Source organism: Agrococcus versicolor, assembly GCF_039531815.1.
Classification (GTDB): Bacteria; Actinomycetota; Actinomycetes; order Actinomycetales; family Microbacteriaceae; genus Agrococcus; species Agrococcus versicolor.
In genome coordinates this window covers 55,518-71,137 of the sequence record NZ_BAAAQT010000004.1, presented here as the reverse complement: position 1 = coordinate 71,137, position 15,620 = coordinate 55,518, and the positions used below count along the sequence as shown (strand labels likewise).

The 15,620-nt window shown below is 72.4% G+C and carries 18 protein-coding genes; 3 read left to right on the top strand and 15 right to left on the bottom strand.

Going from position 1 to position 15,620, the window contains the following annotated elements; translation table 11 throughout:
• The first annotated feature begins 50 nt into the window (after positions 1-50).
• Positions 51-980: a type I pantothenate kinase gene (gene coaA / locus ABD249_RS02670; protein ID WP_344340030.1), complete on the top strand. Its 930-nt coding sequence runs from the start codon at positions 51-53 to the stop codon at positions 978-980.
• Here the strand turns inward: coaA and ABD249_RS02665 are convergent.
• Positions 977-2,017, bottom strand: a complete 1,041-nt coding sequence (locus ABD249_RS02665; RefSeq protein ID WP_344340028.1) for an EamA family transporter — start codon at positions 2,015-2,017, stop codon at positions 977-979. The genes coaA and ABD249_RS02665 overlap by 4 nt on opposite strands.
• Before the next feature lie 54 nt (positions 2,018-2,071).
• Here ABD249_RS02665 and ABD249_RS02660 point away from each other — a divergent pair, with 54 nt between their 5' ends.
• Positions 2,072-2,632 carry a CGNR zinc finger domain-containing protein gene (locus tag ABD249_RS02660; RefSeq protein ID WP_344340027.1) on the top strand — a complete coding sequence of 187 codons (561 nt, stop codon included), beginning with the start codon at positions 2,072-2,074 and terminating at the stop codon, positions 2,630-2,632.
• Positions 2,633-2,653: 21 nt separating this feature from the next.
• On the opposite strand, the gene glmM is transcribed toward ABD249_RS02660, so the two are convergent.
• From glmM to ABD249_RS02640, 4 genes are all read right to left on the bottom strand, one after another.
• Complete coding sequence (gene glmM / locus ABD249_RS02655) at positions 2,654-4,012, bottom strand: phosphoglucosamine mutase (RefSeq protein ID WP_344340024.1); 1,359 nt, start codon at positions 4,010-4,012, stop codon at positions 2,654-2,656.
• A gap of 2 nt (positions 4,013-4,014) precedes the next feature.
• On the bottom strand, positions 4,015-4,494 hold the full coding sequence (gene rpsI / locus ABD249_RS02650; RefSeq protein WP_344340023.1) for a 30S ribosomal protein S9: 480 nt from the start codon (positions 4,492-4,494) through the stop codon (positions 4,015-4,017).
• 23 nt (positions 4,495-4,517) lie between these two features.
• Entirely contained in the window at positions 4,518-4,964 is a 447-nt protein-coding gene (rplM, locus tag ABD249_RS02645) for a 50S ribosomal protein L13 (protein ID WP_344340021.1), read from the bottom strand.
• 204 nt (positions 4,965-5,168) lie between these two features.
• The gene (locus ABD249_RS02640) at positions 5,169-6,596 is read right to left on the bottom strand and encodes a DivIVA domain-containing protein (RefSeq protein ID WP_344340020.1); all 1,428 of its coding nucleotides are present in this window, start codon (positions 6,594-6,596) and stop codon (positions 5,169-5,171) included.
• A gap of 77 nt (positions 6,597-6,673) precedes the next feature.
• On the opposite strand from ABD249_RS02640, the gene ABD249_RS02635 reads away from it, so the two are divergent.
• The gene (locus tag ABD249_RS02635; protein WP_344340018.1) at positions 6,674-7,324 is read left to right on the top strand and encodes an HAD hydrolase-like protein; all 651 of its coding nucleotides are present in this window, start codon (positions 6,674-6,676) and stop codon (positions 7,322-7,324) included.
• Here ABD249_RS02635 and truA read toward each other — a convergent pair.
• The 10 genes from truA to ABD249_RS02585 form a co-directional block, all read right to left on the bottom strand.
• Positions 7,302-8,114, bottom strand: a complete 813-nt coding sequence (gene truA, locus ABD249_RS02630) for a tRNA pseudouridine(38-40) synthase TruA (RefSeq protein ID WP_344340016.1) — start codon at positions 8,112-8,114, stop codon at positions 7,302-7,304. The two genes, ABD249_RS02635 and truA, sit on opposite strands and share 23 nt — an antisense overlap.
• A 102-nt stretch (positions 8,115-8,216) precedes the next feature.
• Complete coding sequence (rplQ, locus tag ABD249_RS02625) at positions 8,217-8,789, bottom strand: 50S ribosomal protein L17 (protein WP_344340015.1); 573 nt, start codon at positions 8,787-8,789, stop codon at positions 8,217-8,219.
• Between the two features lie 30 nt (positions 8,790-8,819).
• Positions 8,820-9,809 (bottom strand): DNA-directed RNA polymerase subunit alpha, encoded by a 990-nt coding sequence (locus ABD249_RS02620; protein ID WP_344340013.1) that lies wholly within the window; start codon positions 9,807-9,809, stop codon positions 8,820-8,822.
• Positions 9,810-9,906: 97 nt separating this feature from the next.
• Positions 9,907-10,305 (bottom strand): 30S ribosomal protein S11, encoded by a 399-nt coding sequence (gene rpsK / locus ABD249_RS02615; protein WP_092502961.1) that lies wholly within the window; start codon positions 10,303-10,305, stop codon positions 9,907-9,909.
• A gap of 22 nt (positions 10,306-10,327) precedes the next feature.
• Positions 10,328-10,702, bottom strand: a complete 375-nt coding sequence (rpsM, locus tag ABD249_RS02610) for a 30S ribosomal protein S13 (protein ID WP_344340010.1) — start codon at positions 10,700-10,702, stop codon at positions 10,328-10,330.
• Positions 10,703-10,941: 239 nt separating this feature from the next.
• Positions 10,942-11,055 (bottom strand): 50S ribosomal protein L36, encoded by a 114-nt coding sequence (gene rpmJ / locus ABD249_RS02605; RefSeq protein ID WP_137756603.1) that lies wholly within the window; start codon positions 11,053-11,055, stop codon positions 10,942-10,944.
• 57 nt (positions 11,056-11,112) lie between these two features.
• Positions 11,113-11,334 carry a translation initiation factor IF-1 gene (gene infA / locus ABD249_RS02600; protein WP_092502965.1) on the bottom strand — a complete coding sequence of 74 codons (222 nt, stop codon included), beginning with the start codon at positions 11,332-11,334 and terminating at the stop codon, positions 11,113-11,115.
• Between the two features lie 134 nt (positions 11,335-11,468).
• On the bottom strand, positions 11,469-12,353 hold the full coding sequence (locus tag ABD249_RS02595; RefSeq protein WP_344340005.1) for a class I SAM-dependent methyltransferase: 885 nt from the start codon (positions 12,351-12,353) through the stop codon (positions 11,469-11,471).
• Between the two features lie 97 nt (positions 12,354-12,450).
• Positions 12,451-13,572: a mannitol-1-phosphate 5-dehydrogenase gene (locus ABD249_RS02590; RefSeq protein ID WP_344340003.1), complete on the bottom strand. Its 1,122-nt coding sequence runs from the start codon at positions 13,570-13,572 to the stop codon at positions 12,451-12,453.
• On the bottom strand, positions 13,572-15,596 hold the full coding sequence (locus ABD249_RS02585; RefSeq protein ID WP_344340001.1) for a PTS mannitol transporter subunit IICBA: 2,025 nt from the start codon (positions 15,594-15,596) through the stop codon (positions 13,572-13,574). The genes ABD249_RS02590 and ABD249_RS02585 overlap by 1 nt, the downstream gene beginning before the upstream one ends.
• Positions 15,597-15,620 lie beyond the last annotated feature (24 nt).

Here is a 15,620-nt window from a genome sequence, read left to right as displayed (position 1 = left end):
CCCCTCAGCGTACCGGCGGCGCGACGCACCCCTCGCTAGGCTCGGCGCCTGTGACGCAGCAGCAGACGCCGTTCGTCGAGATCGGGCGCATGGCCTGGTCCCGACTCGCCCCCACGACGCCCAACCCGCTCACCGAGCGGGAGGTCGCGCGCCTGCGCGGGCTCGGCGACCGCCTCGAGCTGCGCGAGGTCGCCGAGGTGTACCTGCCCATCTCGCGGCTCGTGAGCCTGTACCAGGAGGCCGCGCGGCGCCTGCGGCGCGACACCACCGCCTTCCTCGGCGAGCGCGAGCACCCCGTGCCGTTCGTCATCGGCGTCGCGGGCTCCGTCGCGGTCGGCAAGTCGACGACGGCCCGCCTGCTGCAGGAGCTCCTCGCGCGCTGGGAGGGCAGCCCCCGCGTCGACCTCGTCACGACCGACGGCTTCCTCCTGCCGAACGCCGAGCTCGAGCGGCGCGGCCTCATGCAGCGCAAGGGATTCCCGGAGGCCTACGACCGCCGTGCGCTGCTGCAGTGCATCTCGCGCGTGAAGTCGGGCGACGAGGAGGTCGAGGTGCCCGTGTACTCGCACCTCACCTACGACATCGTGCCCGACGAGCGCATCGTCATCCGCAGGCCCGACATCCTCATCGTCGAGGGCCTCAACGTGCTGCAGCCGCCGGCGTCGAAGGCCCACATGGCCGTGTCGGACCTCTTCGACTTCTCGATCTACGTCGACGCGCGGACCGCGTCGATCCGCGAGTGGTACGTCGAGCGCTTCCTCGCGCTGCAGCAGGGCGCGTTCCAGAGCCCCGACTCGTACTTCCACCGCTTCGCCGACCTCGACGAGCAGGCGGCGCGCGCGCACGCCGTGAAGATCTGGGATGCGATCAACGGTCCGAACCTCGCCGAGAACATCCAGCCGACCCGCTCCCGCGCCGACCTCGTGCTGCGCAAGGACACCGACCACACGGTGCGGTCGGTGCTGCTGCGCAAGATCTAGCGCACGGTGCCGCCGGCGTCGTCGGTGGGCTGCAGCGCGCGGGCGGCGGCGCCCGGCGCCCGTGCGGGCTCCTCGGGTGCGACGAGCGGCAGCTCGACGGGCGCCGTCACCGGGTCGCGCTGCGCGCGCGGCCTGCGCAGCTCGCCGGCGCGCACGAGCACGACGCCCGCGAGGATCGCGATCGCGCCCGCTCCCTGCACGGGCGAGGGCACGATCGCGAGCAGCAGCGCCATCCAGAGCACCCCGAACAGCGGCTCGGAGTAGCCGAGGAAGCTCGAGAGCGTCGCGCCGAGCCGGCGCACGCCGGACACGCCGAGGACGTAGGCGGCGACGGTGGCGACGAGCACGAGGATCGCGAGGGTCACGACCATGGGCACCTCTGCGCCCGCGAGGATCGTCGGCGCCGTCGCGATGGTCATCGGCAGCACGCCGATCGCGCCTGCGGCGAGCAGCAGGACGCCGCCGACGGCGAGGCCGAGGCCCGCGAGGGTCACGGGCGGCAGGCCGTGCGTCGTGGATGCGGCCGACGCCCAGTAGACGGCGTTGCCGACCGCCGAGACGAGCGCGAGGCCGATGCCGATGGGGTCGAGCCCCTCCGCCTGGCCGACGCCCGACACGAGCCCGAGGCCCAGCACCGCGATGCCGGCGCCGACGAGCGTGAGCGCGGCGGGCGAGCGCCGCGTGCGCGCCCACGTCCAGCCGACGAGCAGCACAGGGCCGAGGAACTCGATCAGCAGCGCGAGCGCCGGCGGGATGCGCTGCACGGCGCTGAAGAACGCGAGCTGGCAGATGGCGACGGCGAAGATGCCGAAGAGCAGCACCTGCCACCGGCCGGCCCACAGCGCGCGCCACCGGCCGCGGAGGGCGAGGAGCGCGGGGACGAGCATGACGAGCGCCGCGAGGCAGATGCGCGCGGTGGTCACGGCGCCGGGCGACCAGCCCGAGCCGATGAGGGCGCTCGCGAAGATGCCGGAGAGGCCGAAGGACGCTGCGGCGGCGATGCACAGCAGCAGTCCGAGGCTGCGTCGGTCGGTCATGCTCGCTCCGTCGGATGTCATGGGCGTTCGTTCGTACGGTCGTGACGCTATCCTATGGACGATGAGACGCGCCACATGGTGACCCCCCTGCGGCTGCCGACCGAGACCGTCGCAGCGCTCGACGCCGTCGTCGCGTTCGCGACCGCGGCGGCCGACGGCACGCTCGACGACGCCGCCGGGCTCGACCGCGCGGTGGGCAGCATGCAGTACACCGGCGCGCGGACCCACGACGACCTCGAGGCGCAGCAGGTGCGCGACGTCGTCCCCGCGCTGCTCGCCATGTGGGACGCCGAGCGCGACGACGTGCCGGCGCTCGCGAACGCGATCCTCCGCACCGCCGACGCCGCGCCGCAGCTCGTGCGGCACGACGGCATCGACTGGCATCTGCACGCCGTCGACGCCGAGCGCCCGCTCGCCGAGCGCATCGCCGTCGAGACCGCGATCGCGTTCGTCGACATCATCCGCCTCGGCGAGACCGACCGCTGCAAGCGCTGTGCGGATCCCCGCTGCGGCCTGCCGATGCTCGACCTGTCCCGCAACCGCTCGCGCCGCTTCTGCTCCACGGCGTGCCAGTCGCGCGTCAACGTCGCCGCGTACCGCGCGCGAGCCCGCTGACCGGGCCGCGCGCGCGGCGCGCTAGCCCTCGGACGCCATGCCGAGCCGGTCGCGCACGAGCTGCGCCAGCTCGTGCGCCACGCGGTCGGCGGTGTGCTGCTCGCGTGCCTCGACCATGACGCGGATGATCTTCTCGGTGCCGCTCGGGCGCAGCAGCACGCGCCCGGCGTCGCCGAGCTCCGCCTCGATGCGGGCGACCTCGGCGTGGATGACGTCGTCGCCCGAGAGCGCGAGGCGGTCGACGCCCGACACGTTCACGAGGACCTGCGGGAACACCTGCATGACCGACGCGAGCTCGGCGAGCGAGCGACCCGTGCGGGCCATCTCCTGCGCGATGTGCATGCCGGTGAGGATGCCGTCGCCCGTCGTCGCGTGCCGCGTGAGGATGACGTGGCCCGACTGCTCGCCGCCGAGGGTCAGCCCGTAGGCGTCGAGCGCCTCGAGCACGTAGCGGTCGCCCACGGCGGTCTGCACGAGCTCGATGCCGTGCTCGTCCATCGCGAGACGGAGCCCGAGGTTCGACATGACGGTCGCGACGAGCGTGTCGTCGACGAGCTCGCCGCGCCCCTTCGCGGCCACGGCGAGGATCGCGAGGATCTGGTCGCCGTCGACGACGCGGCCCTCGGCGTCGACCGCGAGGCAGCGGTCGGCGTCGCCGTCGTGCGCGATGCCGAGGTCGGCGCCGAGCGCGACGACGCGCTCCTGCAGCAGCTCGAGATGCGTCGACCCGACGTCGCGGTTGATGTTCATGCCGTCCGGCTCGGCGCCGATGACCGTCACGGTCGCGCCGGCGTCGACGAACGCGTCCGGGCTCACACCCGACGCGGCGCCGTTCGCGCAGTCGAGCACGACGTGCAGGCCGTCGAGCCGCACGTCGAGCGTGCCGAGCAGATGCAGCACGTAGCGATCCTCGGCGTCGGCGAAGCGGCGGATCCGCCCGACCTCGCCGCCGACGGCGCGCAACGGCTGCTCGGCCATCGCGCGCTCGATGTCGTCCTCGGCGGCGTCGCGCAGCTTGAGCCCGCCCCGCGCGAGGAACTTGATGCCGTTGTCGGGCGCCGGGTTGTGCGACGCCGAGATCATGACGCCGAAGTCGGCGTCGACGTCGCCGACGAGGAACGCGGCCGCCGGCGTCGGGATCACCCCGGCGTCGAGCACGTCGACCCCGCTCGAGGCGAGACCCGCGGAGACCGCGGCCACGATGAACTCGCCCGAGACCCGCGGGTCGCGAGCGACGACGGCGACGGGCCGACGACCCTCCAGACGTGCAGCACGGCCGAGCACGGCTGCACTCGCCTGGGCGAGTGACAGCGCGAGCTCGGCCGTGATGTCCGCACCGGCCAGGCCTCGGACTCCGTCCGTGCCGAACAGGCGCGACAAGGTCAGCGCTTCGAGTACTGAGGTGCCTTGCGAGCCTTCTTGAGACCGGCCTTCTTGCGCTCGATGACGCGGGCGTCACGCGAGAGGAAGCCGGCCTTCTTCAGCTCGGGGCGGTTGTTCTCCTCGTCGATCTGGTTGAGCGAGCGAGCGATGCCGAGGCGCAGGGCGCCGGCCTGGCCCGAGGGGCCACCACCGGAGATGCGCGCGATGACGTCGTAGCTGCCACCGAGCTCGAGGATCGTGAACGGGTCGTTGATGAGCTGCTGGTGCAGCTTGTTCGGGAAGTAGTCCTCGAGCGTGCGCCCGTTGACCACGAAGGTGCCCGAACCGGGGACGAGGCGCACGCGGGCGATGGCCTGCTTGCGTCGGCCGACGGCCTGGCCGCCGACGGTGAGGACACGGGGCGCACGGGGCGCTGCGGCCTCGGGCGTCTCGGTCGAGAAGCTCTCCGGCGTCTCGATGGAGTCTGCGATCTTCGCCATGATGTGTCGGTTCCCTCTCGCGCCTACTGGGCGACCTGGTCGAACGTGTACGGGGTCGGCTGCTGGGCAGCGTGAGGGTGCTCGGCACCCGCGTACACCTTGAGCTTCTTGATCTGGGCGCGGCCCAGGGAGTTCTTCGGCAGCATGCCGCGGATGGCCTTCTCGACCGTGCGCGCGGGGTACCGCTCGAGGAGCTCGGCGTAGCCGGTGGCCTTGAGGCCGCCCGGGTAGCCGGAGTGGCGGTAGGCCAGCTTCTGCTCGCGCTTGGCGCCGGTGAGGGCCACCTTCGCGGCGTTCACGATGATGACGTGGTCGCCCATGTCCATGTGCTGGGCGAAGGTCGCCTTGTGCTTGCCGCGCAGGAGCGCGGCGGCGTGGCTGGCCAGACGGCCGAGGACCACGTCGGATGCGTCGATGACGATCCAGTCGTGCTGGATCTCGCTCGCCTTGGGCGAGTAGGTGCGAGTCATGTGTGCCTCACGGGTCGAAGTTGAGATGGTCGTGCATCCCGCTCCATGGGGTTCCCGTGTGGGACGCACCCGGTTGGAGGGCTCAGCTCGAGGCTCGCAACGTGGCGAGCACCAAGGGTCGACACTACCGTGCGCGCCCTCGCCGGGTCAATCCGACCGGTCTCCGCGCGGCGTGGCGCGGCGCCCGGGCGCGCGGCGCGAGGCTCAGCGGTCGTCGCGATCCTCGTGCCAGACGACCTCGACCTGCTCGCTGACGATGCCGCCCTCGGGTGCGGCGGGCTCGTCGCGCTCGCCGTCGCCCGTGACGATCGTGAGGCCGTCGAGGTCGTCGGCGAGGTCGACGTGCTGCGCGTGCGGATCCTGCTCGACGATCGGCTCGGCGTCGACGACGCCGTCGTCGGCGCCGTCGCCCGGCTCGTCGACGGGGGCCGGCACCGGCGGGAAGGGACGCTCGGCCGCGCTCGACGACGCGGACGCGGTCGAGGCGGCGTCCGTCGACGCGTCGTCGTCGCCGAACGTCGGCAGCGCCGCCCGCGTCGCCTCCGCGATGGCCATGAGCTGGCCGAGCTCGGCGCGGAAGCCCTGCAGCTGCTGCTGCTGGAAGCGCAGCGTCCGCGCGCGGTCCTCGGCCTCGTGCAGCACGTCCTTCGAGTGCGCGAGCACCGACTCGACGATCGAGTGCGCGCGCGTGCGCGCCTCGCCGAGGATCGCGCTCGCCTTCGCGACGGACTGGCGCTCGACGTGCGTCGCCTGGGCGCGCGAGAGGTCCTCGAACGCCTGCGCCTGCTCGGCGATGTGGTTGGCGTGCTGCAGCGCGGACGCCACCTTGTCGTTCGCGTCGCCCGTGATGCGCTCGGCGTGCTGGATCGCGTGGTTGTGCAGGCGGAGGAACTCCTGCTGCGCCTCCTCCTGCCTGCGCTTCGCCGCGGCCTCGAGCTCGAGCTGCCGCGCCCGTGCGTCGCGCAGGATGCGCTCGGCCTCGCTGCGCATCGCGTCGGCCTCGCCCGTCGACTGCGCGCGGAGGGCGGATGCGCCGCGCTCGGCCTCCGAGATGAGCACCCTCGCCTCCGAGTCGGCCTGCGCGACGCGCTCCTGGTGCTTCGCCTCGCGCGACTCGAGCTCGGCGGCGTGCGCGCTGCGCTCGGTCTCGATCCGCAGGCGAGCCTGCGCCTCCTCGTGCTTCGCGTGCTCGAGGATGCGCTCCGACTCCTCCTTCTGCGTCTTCCGGTCGCGGGCGATCTGCGTCGTCGCGTCGGCCACGATGCGGTCGGCCTGCTGCACGGCGTTGTCGATGAGCGCCGATGCCTGCTCCTCCGCGACGCGCAGGATCTCCTCGAAGCGCGGCTCCTCGCCGTCCTCGCCGACCTCGCGACCGAGGATCTGGGCGCGCGACTCGGCCGCCTGCAGCCGGCTGCGCACCTCGATGAGCTCGCCCTCGAGCCGCGTGATGCGCTGCTCGGCCGCCGACATGTCGTCGCGGTGGTGCTCCGCCTGCGCCTGCACGTCCTGCGCCGCCGCCTGCGCCGAGCGGCGCGACTGCTCCACGGCGTCGCGAAGGCGCTGCACCTCGGCATCCACCTGCGCCTGGTCGTACCCGCGGAACGCCTGCTTGAACTCCTGCACGTCCGTCATCGAAGATCGCCTCATCCACTCGCCATCGGCACCGACGCCACCATCGTAGCCACGGCCTCGGATGCGAGGATGGGCCCGTGATCCCCTCGGCCGCGCTCCTCGACCTCGACGGGACGCTCAGCGACTCGGCCCCCGGCCTCCTCGCCTCGCTGCGTCACATGCACGAGGGCCTCGGCTGGCCCGTGCCTCCCGACGACGTGCTCCGCGGCTGGCTCGGGCCGCCGACCGCCGCGACGCTCGCAGCCCTCGGCCACGACGACGCGACCGTCGAGCGCGGCATCGCGCTCTTCCGCGAGCACCTCATCGACGGCGGCGGCCTGTGGGACCAGGAGGTCTATCCGGGCATCCGCGCGCTGCTCGCCGACCTCCACGCGGCCGGGGTGCCGACGAGCATCCTGACCTTCAAGGTGCAGGAGGACGCGGTCGCGGTGGCCGACCACCTCGGCCTGCGCGCGTCGCTCGGCGCCGTGCACGGCCGCATCCCGACCGACGACGGCCGGAGCAAGGCGCCGCTCATCGCCCGTGCCCTCGCCGAGCTCGGCGTGCCCGCCACGGGCGACGTCGTCATGGTGGGCGATCGCCTGCACGACGTCGAGGGCGCGCACGAGGCCGGCGTCGCCGCCGTCGGCGTGACATGGGGCTACGGCTCGCGCGAGGAGCTCGAGGCGGCCGGCGCCGCGCACGTCGTCGACGACGTCGACGCGCTCAGGCGCCTGCTGCTGCCCTGAGGTCCTCGGCGGAGCGACGTGCGCGCGCCCGCTGCGCCTGCGCGGCGAGCTCGGCGTCCGGCGGGTACCCGACCTCGACGAGCGTCAGCCCCTGGGCGGGCATGAGGCGGAAGCCGTTCGAGCGCTCGGGCACCTCGAGGAGCGCGGCCGCCTGCGCCAGGTCCATCCGCCCCTCCCCCACGCCGACGCACGCACCGACGAGCGAGCGCACCATCGAGTGGCAGAAGGCGTCGGCCCGCACGGCCGCGACGAGCATGTCGCCGCGCGCCTCCCACGTGAACGCCTGCAGGGTGCGGATCGTCGTCGCGCCCTCGCGCGGCTTGCAGAACGCCGCGAAGTCGTGCAGGCCCACGAGCACGGCCGCGGCGCGCGACATCGCCTCGACGTCGAGCTCCTGCGGCACGAACGCGCTCGTGCGCCGGGCGAGAGGATCCGCCACCCGCGTCTGGATGCGGTACTCGTAGCGCCGATGCAGCGCGGAGAAGCGCGCGTCGAACCCCTCGGGCGCCACCGTGGCGGCGCGCACGACGAGGTCGCGCTCGCGCACGAGCGACGACAGCCGATGCTCGAGCCTGGGCTCCGGATCGTCGGCGAGGTCGACGTGCGCGACCTGCCCGGTCGCGTGCACGCCCGCGTCGGTGCGGCCGGCGACCGTGACCCGCACCGGCGTGCGCATGACCGTCGAGATGGCGGCCTCGAGCACGCCCTGGCACGTGCGTCGCCCGGGCTGCGCCGCCCAGCCGGAGAAGTCGGTGCCGTCGTACGCGATGTCGAGGCGGACGCGAGGCATGCCTCCACGGTACCGAGGCTCCGAGGTCCTCGGAGCACCCCGGACATGCGACGAGGGCGGGAGCGCAGCGCGCTCCCGCCCTCGTGGCGGATGGACCTCGACCTACTTGGTCTCGTCCTTCGACTCGGCCGGGGCCTCGTCGGTCGATGCGTCTGCCTCGGCGGCGTCGGCCTCGGGAGCGGCGGCGGTGTTCGCCTCCACGATCTCCTCGGTCGTCTCCGTGGGCTGCTCGGCGTCGCGCTCCTCGGCGGCAGCCTGGTCGGCGTCGGCGGTCTCCGCGGCAGCGGCGGCCTTCGAGCGCGACGGCTTCTTCTGCACGGGCTCGAGCACGAGCTCGATGCGCGCCATGGGGGCGTTGTCGCCCTTGCGGAAGCCGAGCTTCGTGATGCGGGTGTAGCCACCCTCGCGCTCGGCGACGAGCGGTGCGATCTCCGTGAACAGCTCGTGCACGACGCCCTTGTCGCCGATCACGGCGAGGACGCGGCGACGCGCGTGCAGGTCGCCGCGCTTGCCGAACGTGACGAGGCGCTCGGCGATCGGACGGAGGCGCTTGGCCTTCGTCTCGGTCGTCGTGATGGCCTTGTGCGTGAACAGCGCGGCGGCGAGGTTCGCGAGCAGCAGGCGCTCGTGCGCCGGTCCGCCTCCGAGGCGGGGTCCCTTCGTGGGCCTGGGCATGGTGGTGCTCCTTGGTGTCTTCCGAAGCCCTTAGAGGGCTTCCTCGTCGTCGTAGCCGTAGAAGTGCGCGCCGTCGAAGCCGGGCACCGCGTCCTTGAGGCTCAGGCCGAGCTCGGTGAGCTTGTCCTTGACCTCGTCGACCGACTTCTGGCCGAAGTTGCGGATGTTCATGAGCTGCGTCTCGCTGAGGGCGACGAGCTCGGACACCGTGTTGATGCCCTCGCGCTTGAGGCAGTTGTACGAGCGGACCGAGAGGTCGAGCTCCTCGATCGGCGTGCCGAGCTCGCCCGAGAGCTGCTCAGCGGCCGGTGCGGGGCCGATCTCGATGCCCTCTGCCGCTGCGTTGAGGTCGCGCGTGAGGCCGAAGAGCTCGACGAGCGTGCGGCCTGCGGACGCGACGGCGTCGCGGGGCGTGATCGCCGACTTCGTCTCGACGTCGACGACGAGGGAGTCGAAGTCGGTGCGCTCGCCGGCACGGGTCGCGCCGACGCGGTAGGTCACCTTGAGCACGGGCGAGTAGATCGAGTCGATCGGGATCGACCCGGCCTCGGCGAACTCGTCGCGGTTCTGCGATGCGGAGACGTAGCCGCGGCCACGCTCGATCGTCAGCTCGAGCTGGAACTTCGCCTTGTCGTTGAGCGTGGCGATGACGAGCTCGGGGTTGTGGATCTCGACGCCGGCCGGGGCCGTGATGTCGGCGGCGGAGACGCTGCCCGCACCCTGCTTCGAGAGGTACGCGACGATCGGCTCGTCGTGCTCGCTCGAGACGACGAGGCCCTTGAGGTTGAGGATGATCTCGGTCACGTCCTCCTTCACGCCCTGGATGGTCGTGAACTCGTGGAGCACGCCGTCGATGCGGATGCCGGTGACGGCGGCGCCGGGGATCGACGAGAGGAGGGTGCGACGGAGGGAGTTGCCGAGGGTGTACCCGAATCCGGGCTCGAGCGGCTCGATGGTGAACCGCGAGCGGTGCTCCGAGATGACCTCTTCGGAGACGGTCGGGCGCTGGGCGATCAGCACGGTAGGCGTTCCTGTTCTGCGAGTCCGCTATATGACTCGCGATGGCGAATGGCTGCAGGCGACGCGCGGGGACGGATCGTCCCCGGGCTTCGTTCGATCAGTTGCGGCGGGGCTTCGGCGGACGGACGCCGTTGTGCGCCTGCGGCGTGACGTCGTGGATCGCGCCGATCTCGAGGCCGGTGGCCTGGAGCGAGCGGATCGCGGTCTCGCGACCGGAGCCTGCGCCCTTGACGAACACGTCGACCTTCTTCATGCCGTGGTCCTGCGCCTGACGCGCGGCCGACTCCGCGGCGAGCTGCGCGGCGTAGGGCGTCGACTTGCGCGAGCCCTTCATGCCGATCGCGCCGCCGGAGGCCTGCGAGATGACGGCACCGGTCGTGTCGGTGATCGACACGATGGTGTTGTTGAAGGTCGACTTGATGTGCGCCTGACCGACGGGGACGTTCTTCTTGTCCTTGCGACGCGGCTTGCGAACCGCGGACTTGGGAGCTGCCATGAGTCTCTACCTCCCGGGGCCCTTAACGGGCCTTCTTCTTGCCGGCGACGGTGCGCTTGGGTCCCTTGCGGGTGCGCGCGTTGGTCTTCGTGCGCTGTCCGCGCACCGGGAGGCCGCGACGGTGGCGGACGCCCTCGTAGGAGCCGATCTCGACCTTGCGGCGGATGTCGGCGGCGACCTCGCGACGGAGGTCTCCCTCCACCTTGAAGGTGCCCTCGATGTGGTCGCGGAGCGCGACGAGCTGCTCGTCGGTGAGGTCCTTGACGCGGGTGCTCTCGTCGATGCCGGTGGCCTCGAGCGTCGCGACCGAACGCGTGCGTCCGACGCCGTAGATGTAGGTGAGTGCGATCACCACGCGCTTGTCGCGCGGGATGTCCACGCCTGCGAGACGTGCCATCTGTGCTCCTTCTCGGAGTCATGGGAGGTGTGGTGCTGCCGCGGTGCCAGGGCCTCTCCTGCCCTGGGTGTCCCCTCGCCTCGATGGAGGTCCGGATCGTGCGGTGCTTGTGTGATGCGGTCTCGCGGCGGATGCCGGTCGACCTGCCTAGTCTCGGAGCGGTGGCGGCGATGCCGCCTGCCCCTCGACCTCGAGCCCGTCGCGCGATGGTCGGCGTGGCCGATCGTCGCGCTGCGGGCTCAGCCCTGGCGCTGCTTGTGGCGCGGGTTCGCGCAGATGACCATCACGCGACCGTGCCGGCGGATGACCTTGCACTTGTCGCAGATGGGCTTGACGCTGGGATTGACCTTCATGTTCTTCTCTTCTCGCTGGCCTCGTGCTCCGGGATGGAGCCGTTCCTTCTCAGCGACCTATCGGTACCGGTAGACGATGCGACCACGGGTCAGGTCGTACGGGCTGAGCTCGACGATCACGCGGTCCTCGGGCAGGATGCGGATGTAGTTCTGCCGCATCTTGCCGGAGATGTGCGCGAGGACGACATGCCCGTTGGTGAGCTCCACGCGGAACATCGCGTTCGGCAGGTTCTCGATGACCGAGCCCTCGATCTCGATGACGCCGTCCTTCTTAGCCATGACCTCGTCTAGGGTTGGGGATTGGTTGCTGGTCGTGCGGGTGGCATGGACGCAGTCGCGTCATGACACCAAGGGTCTACTGTACGCGGGGATCGCGCCGGGCTGCAACTCGGGCGTGTCGCGCCGAGCGCGGGTCAGCGCTGCACGTGGATGCCGCCCCAGATGAGGCTGCGATCCTCGTCGGCGAGCGCGCTCGCTCGTGCGTCCGCCGACGCGGCGAACGAGCGCACGACGATGGGCCCGCCGGGCACGACGGCGCGGCGTGCGGCCCGGCCGAGGCGCTCGACGACGTCGGCGCGCGTGCCGTCGGCGACGTTCGAGAGCGTCACGGCGTCGTACGACGCCGGCGCGACCGACTCGAGGTGCGTCAGCGCATCCTCCTCGGCGAACGCGATCGACCCCGGCGGGGCGATCGGCGGCGCGTAGCCGGGCGGGTCCTCCCCCGCGAGCAGCCGCCACGCGAAGCGGTTGCCCGGCGAGGGGTGGATGCCGAGGCGCGCGTCGATGCGCGCGCGCACCGTGTCGGTGAAGTGCGCCGGCAGCGCCGTCGAGAAGTCGCGCTGGATGGCGGCGGCGAGCATGCCGGCCGGGGCCATCGTCGCGTGGAGCACGCTGCGGAACGTGCGGTTGTCGAAGCGCTGCCGCCACTGCTGCTGCACGCGCTGCGGCGACGCGTCGGAGAGCAGGCTCCGCACCTTGCGCCGATGCCATGCGGGGCTCGCGGCGCGGATGAGGGCGCGGCCGGCCTCGAGCACGCGCTCCGCCGAGCCCGGCTCGAACGCGCCGCCCGCCGAGCGTCGCCGCGCGTACTCGAGCTGCTCGCGGTTGGCGCTCACGGCGACCACCTCGTGGCCGGCCGCCGCGAGGTGCGCCACGAGCTCGCCCGCGCCTGCCGCCGAGAGCACGCGGCTGCCCGGGGCGAGCAGCGAGAGCTCGATCTGCTCGTCCTCGATGTCCCACCCGTACAGCAGCCGGTGTCGCGGCGTCGCGCTCGTGCGGCCCGAGATGCCCCGTCGCACGGCCATCAGCCGACCGCGCGGACATCGGCGGTCCGGCAGGGCTGCGGGCGCGACGGCATGCCGCCATCGTAGGCGCCCCGGCCGGGACCGCGGCGCGTCAGCGCGCCGCGACGACGGCGACGAGCGCCGGCTGCAGCGGGTGACCCGCCGCGATGCCGCACACCTCGGCGACGAACGCCTCGGGATCGAGCTCGCGCAGCAGCCGCTGCAGCTCGACGGCCTGCTCGTCGTCGGCCGGGTCGAACGCGAGCGCCGCCTCGACGGCACGCAGCAGCGCCACGGGCTCGACGCCCTGCTCGGCGAGCGCCGCCGCGGGGCGGATGAAGCGCTCGTCCCGCGAGAGCTTGCGCAACGGCTGCCTGCCGATGCGCTCGCACGTGTCCGGCAGCGCTCGGTTCTCGAAGCGCTGGATGGCGCGTGCCACGTAGGCGGCGTGCTCGTCGGCGTCGAGCCCGAAGCGCTCGACGAGCAGCGCGCTCGTCTCGGCGAGCGCCGCCTCGACCTCCGCGCGCACCGCGGGCATCCCCAGCGCGTCGGCGATCGTCGCCGCTCCCGCCAGTCGCCCGTGGTACGCGGTCGTCGCGTGCCCGGTGTTCACCGTGAACAGCTTGCGCTCGATCCACGGCGTGAGGTCGTCGACGAGGTGCGCGCCCGGGATGGTCGGCTCGGCGCCCGCGAAGGGCGTGCGGTCGATCGACCACTCGAAGAAGTCCTCGACGACGACGTCGACGCCCGAGGCGTCCTGCGCCGGGATGATGCGGTCGACGGCCGTGTTGGCGAAGACCGCGCGGTCGGCGAGCTCCGGCACGCCCTCGAGCACGAAGCCCGCGAGCGTGTCGGAGGCGCCGATCGCGTTCTCGCACGCCATGACGGCCAGCGGCGCGGCGCCCTCGGGGCGGGCGGCGAGGCCCGCCCGGACGACGGGTGCGATGAAGCGCAGCACCGTCGGCCCCACGGCGCACGTGACGACGTCCGCCTCGGCGATCGCCGCGACGGCCGCGGCCTCGTCGGCACGGGAGTCGATGGCGTCGAACCCCGTGACGACGTGCTCGCGGGCGTCGGGGCCCACCTCGGTGACGGCGTACGAGTCGGCGGCCTGCAGCATCCCGATGAGGTCGGCGTTCACGTCGACGAACGTCACGTGGTAGCCGGCCTCGTGGAGCAGCAGCCCGACGAACCCGCGGCCGATGTTGCCGGCACCGAAGTGGACGGCCCGCATCAGTCGTTGACCGCCGAGAGGATGTCGAGGATCTCCTGCTCGTCGCGCGCGTCGACGAGCCGCTGCACCTGCTCCTCCTCGCTGAAGACCGTCGCGATCTTCGCGAGGATCTCGAGGTGCCCGCCGTCCTTGCCGGCGATGCCGACGACGAAGCGCACGTCGTTGCCGTCCCACGACAGCGGCTCGGAGTACCGGGCGACGGAGATCGCGGACGCGAGCACCTCGCCCTTGGCCTCGTTCGTGCCATGCGGGATGGCGAGCAGGTTGCCCATGTACGTCGACACCGTCGCCTCGCGCTCGCGCATGGCGTCGGCGTACGCCGGCGTCACGGCGCCGGCGGCGACGAGCGCGTCGGCGGCCTCCTGGATGGCCTCCTCCTTCGAGCGGGCACGCGGCGAGACCGTGATGCGCTCGAGCGTGAGCACGTCGTCGGCCGTCGACGCGGCAGGGCCCGTCGGCGCCGGAGCCGCCGCGGGTGCGTCGTCGCCGGGTGCCTCGCGGCTCTCGGCGACGAGCCGGACGACGTCCTCGTACCTCGGGCTGCTCATGAAGTTGTCGACCGAGACGTGGATCGCGTCGGGCGTGCGCTGGCGGGCGCGCTCCGTCAGCTCCTGCTGGGTGACGATGACGTCGGGCGTCGCGTCGAGGTTCGCGATCGCCACGTTGGAGACGCTCACGTCGCCGAAGCCCGCCTGCTTGATCTTGCTGCGCAGCACCGAGGCGCCCATGGCGCTCGATCCCATGCCGGCGTCACAGGCGAAGACGATCTTCGAGATCGGTCCGGCGAGCGTCGCGGTGGCCGCGCCGCCCGCGGATGCCCCGCGAAGACCGGCGAGCGCGTCGGACGAGCGGCCCTTGTTCGCCTCGGTGCGGGAGATCGCGGCGCCCAGGGCATCGTGCCCGGCCGCCTCGCGCTCGAGGTCGCGCTTGCGGGATGCACGCAGGATGACCGCGGCCACGGCGAACGACACCGCGGCCGCCAGGACGACCGAGAGCGTGACGCCGAGGATGCTGCCCGCGGGCGATGCCGCCCAGATCGCGAGGATCGAGCCCGGGGCCGCGGGGTTGCGGAGGCCCGTCTCGAGGATCATGTTCGTCGCGACGCCCGTCATGCCGCCGGCGACGACCGCGAGCAGCAGCGCCGGCTTCATGAGCACGTACGGGAAGTAGACCTCGTGGATGCCGCCGGCGAACACGATGAGGGCGGCGCCGGGTGCCGTCGCGCGGGCGGCGCCGATGCCGAAGATCGTGTACGCGAGGAGCACGCCCGTGCCGGGGCCGGGGTTCGCCTCGAGGAGGAAGAGGATCGACTGGCCGTCGGCCGCGGCCTCGGTGAGCCCGAGCGGCGTGAGCACGCCGTGGTTGATGGCATTGTTGAGGAAGAAGACCTTCGCGGGCTCGATGAGGATCGACGCGAGCGGCAGGAGCCCGGTCTCGACGAGCCAGCCCACCGCGCCGCCGACGACCGTCATGATGCCGTTGACGATCGGGGCGATGACGTAGAAGCCGAACGCCGCCATCGTGAACGCGAGCAGGCCCGCGGAGAACATGTTGACGAGCATCTCGAAGCCGGCGCGGACCTTGCCCTCCCAGAGCCGGTCGAGCCGCTTCATGACCCAGGCGCTCAGCGGGCCGAGGATCATCGCGCCGATGAACATGTGGACCTGGCCGAGCTGGTTGTCGTCGGGCAGGTCGGCGTTGATGAGGCCGATGAGCCAGTCGGATCCGAGGATCGCGCCCATGGTCGCGAACGTGCCCACGACGCCACCGCGCGCGTCGTAGACCATGCGACCGCCGGTGTTGGCGATGAGCAGCGGCAGCAGGTAGTGGATCGTCGGACCCACGAGCGTCGAGAAGTCCTCGCGGGGCGTGAAGCCCTCGGGGATGAAGAACGCCGTGAGGATGCCCCACGCGATGAGCGCGGGGATGTTGGGCATGATCATGCCCGACAGGAAGGTGCCGAACCTCTGGACGGCGACTCGCGCGCCGCCCCTCTGCTCGGTCGCGGGTGCGGTGGCGGTCATCGTCGACCTCTCTGGTGCCGTGGT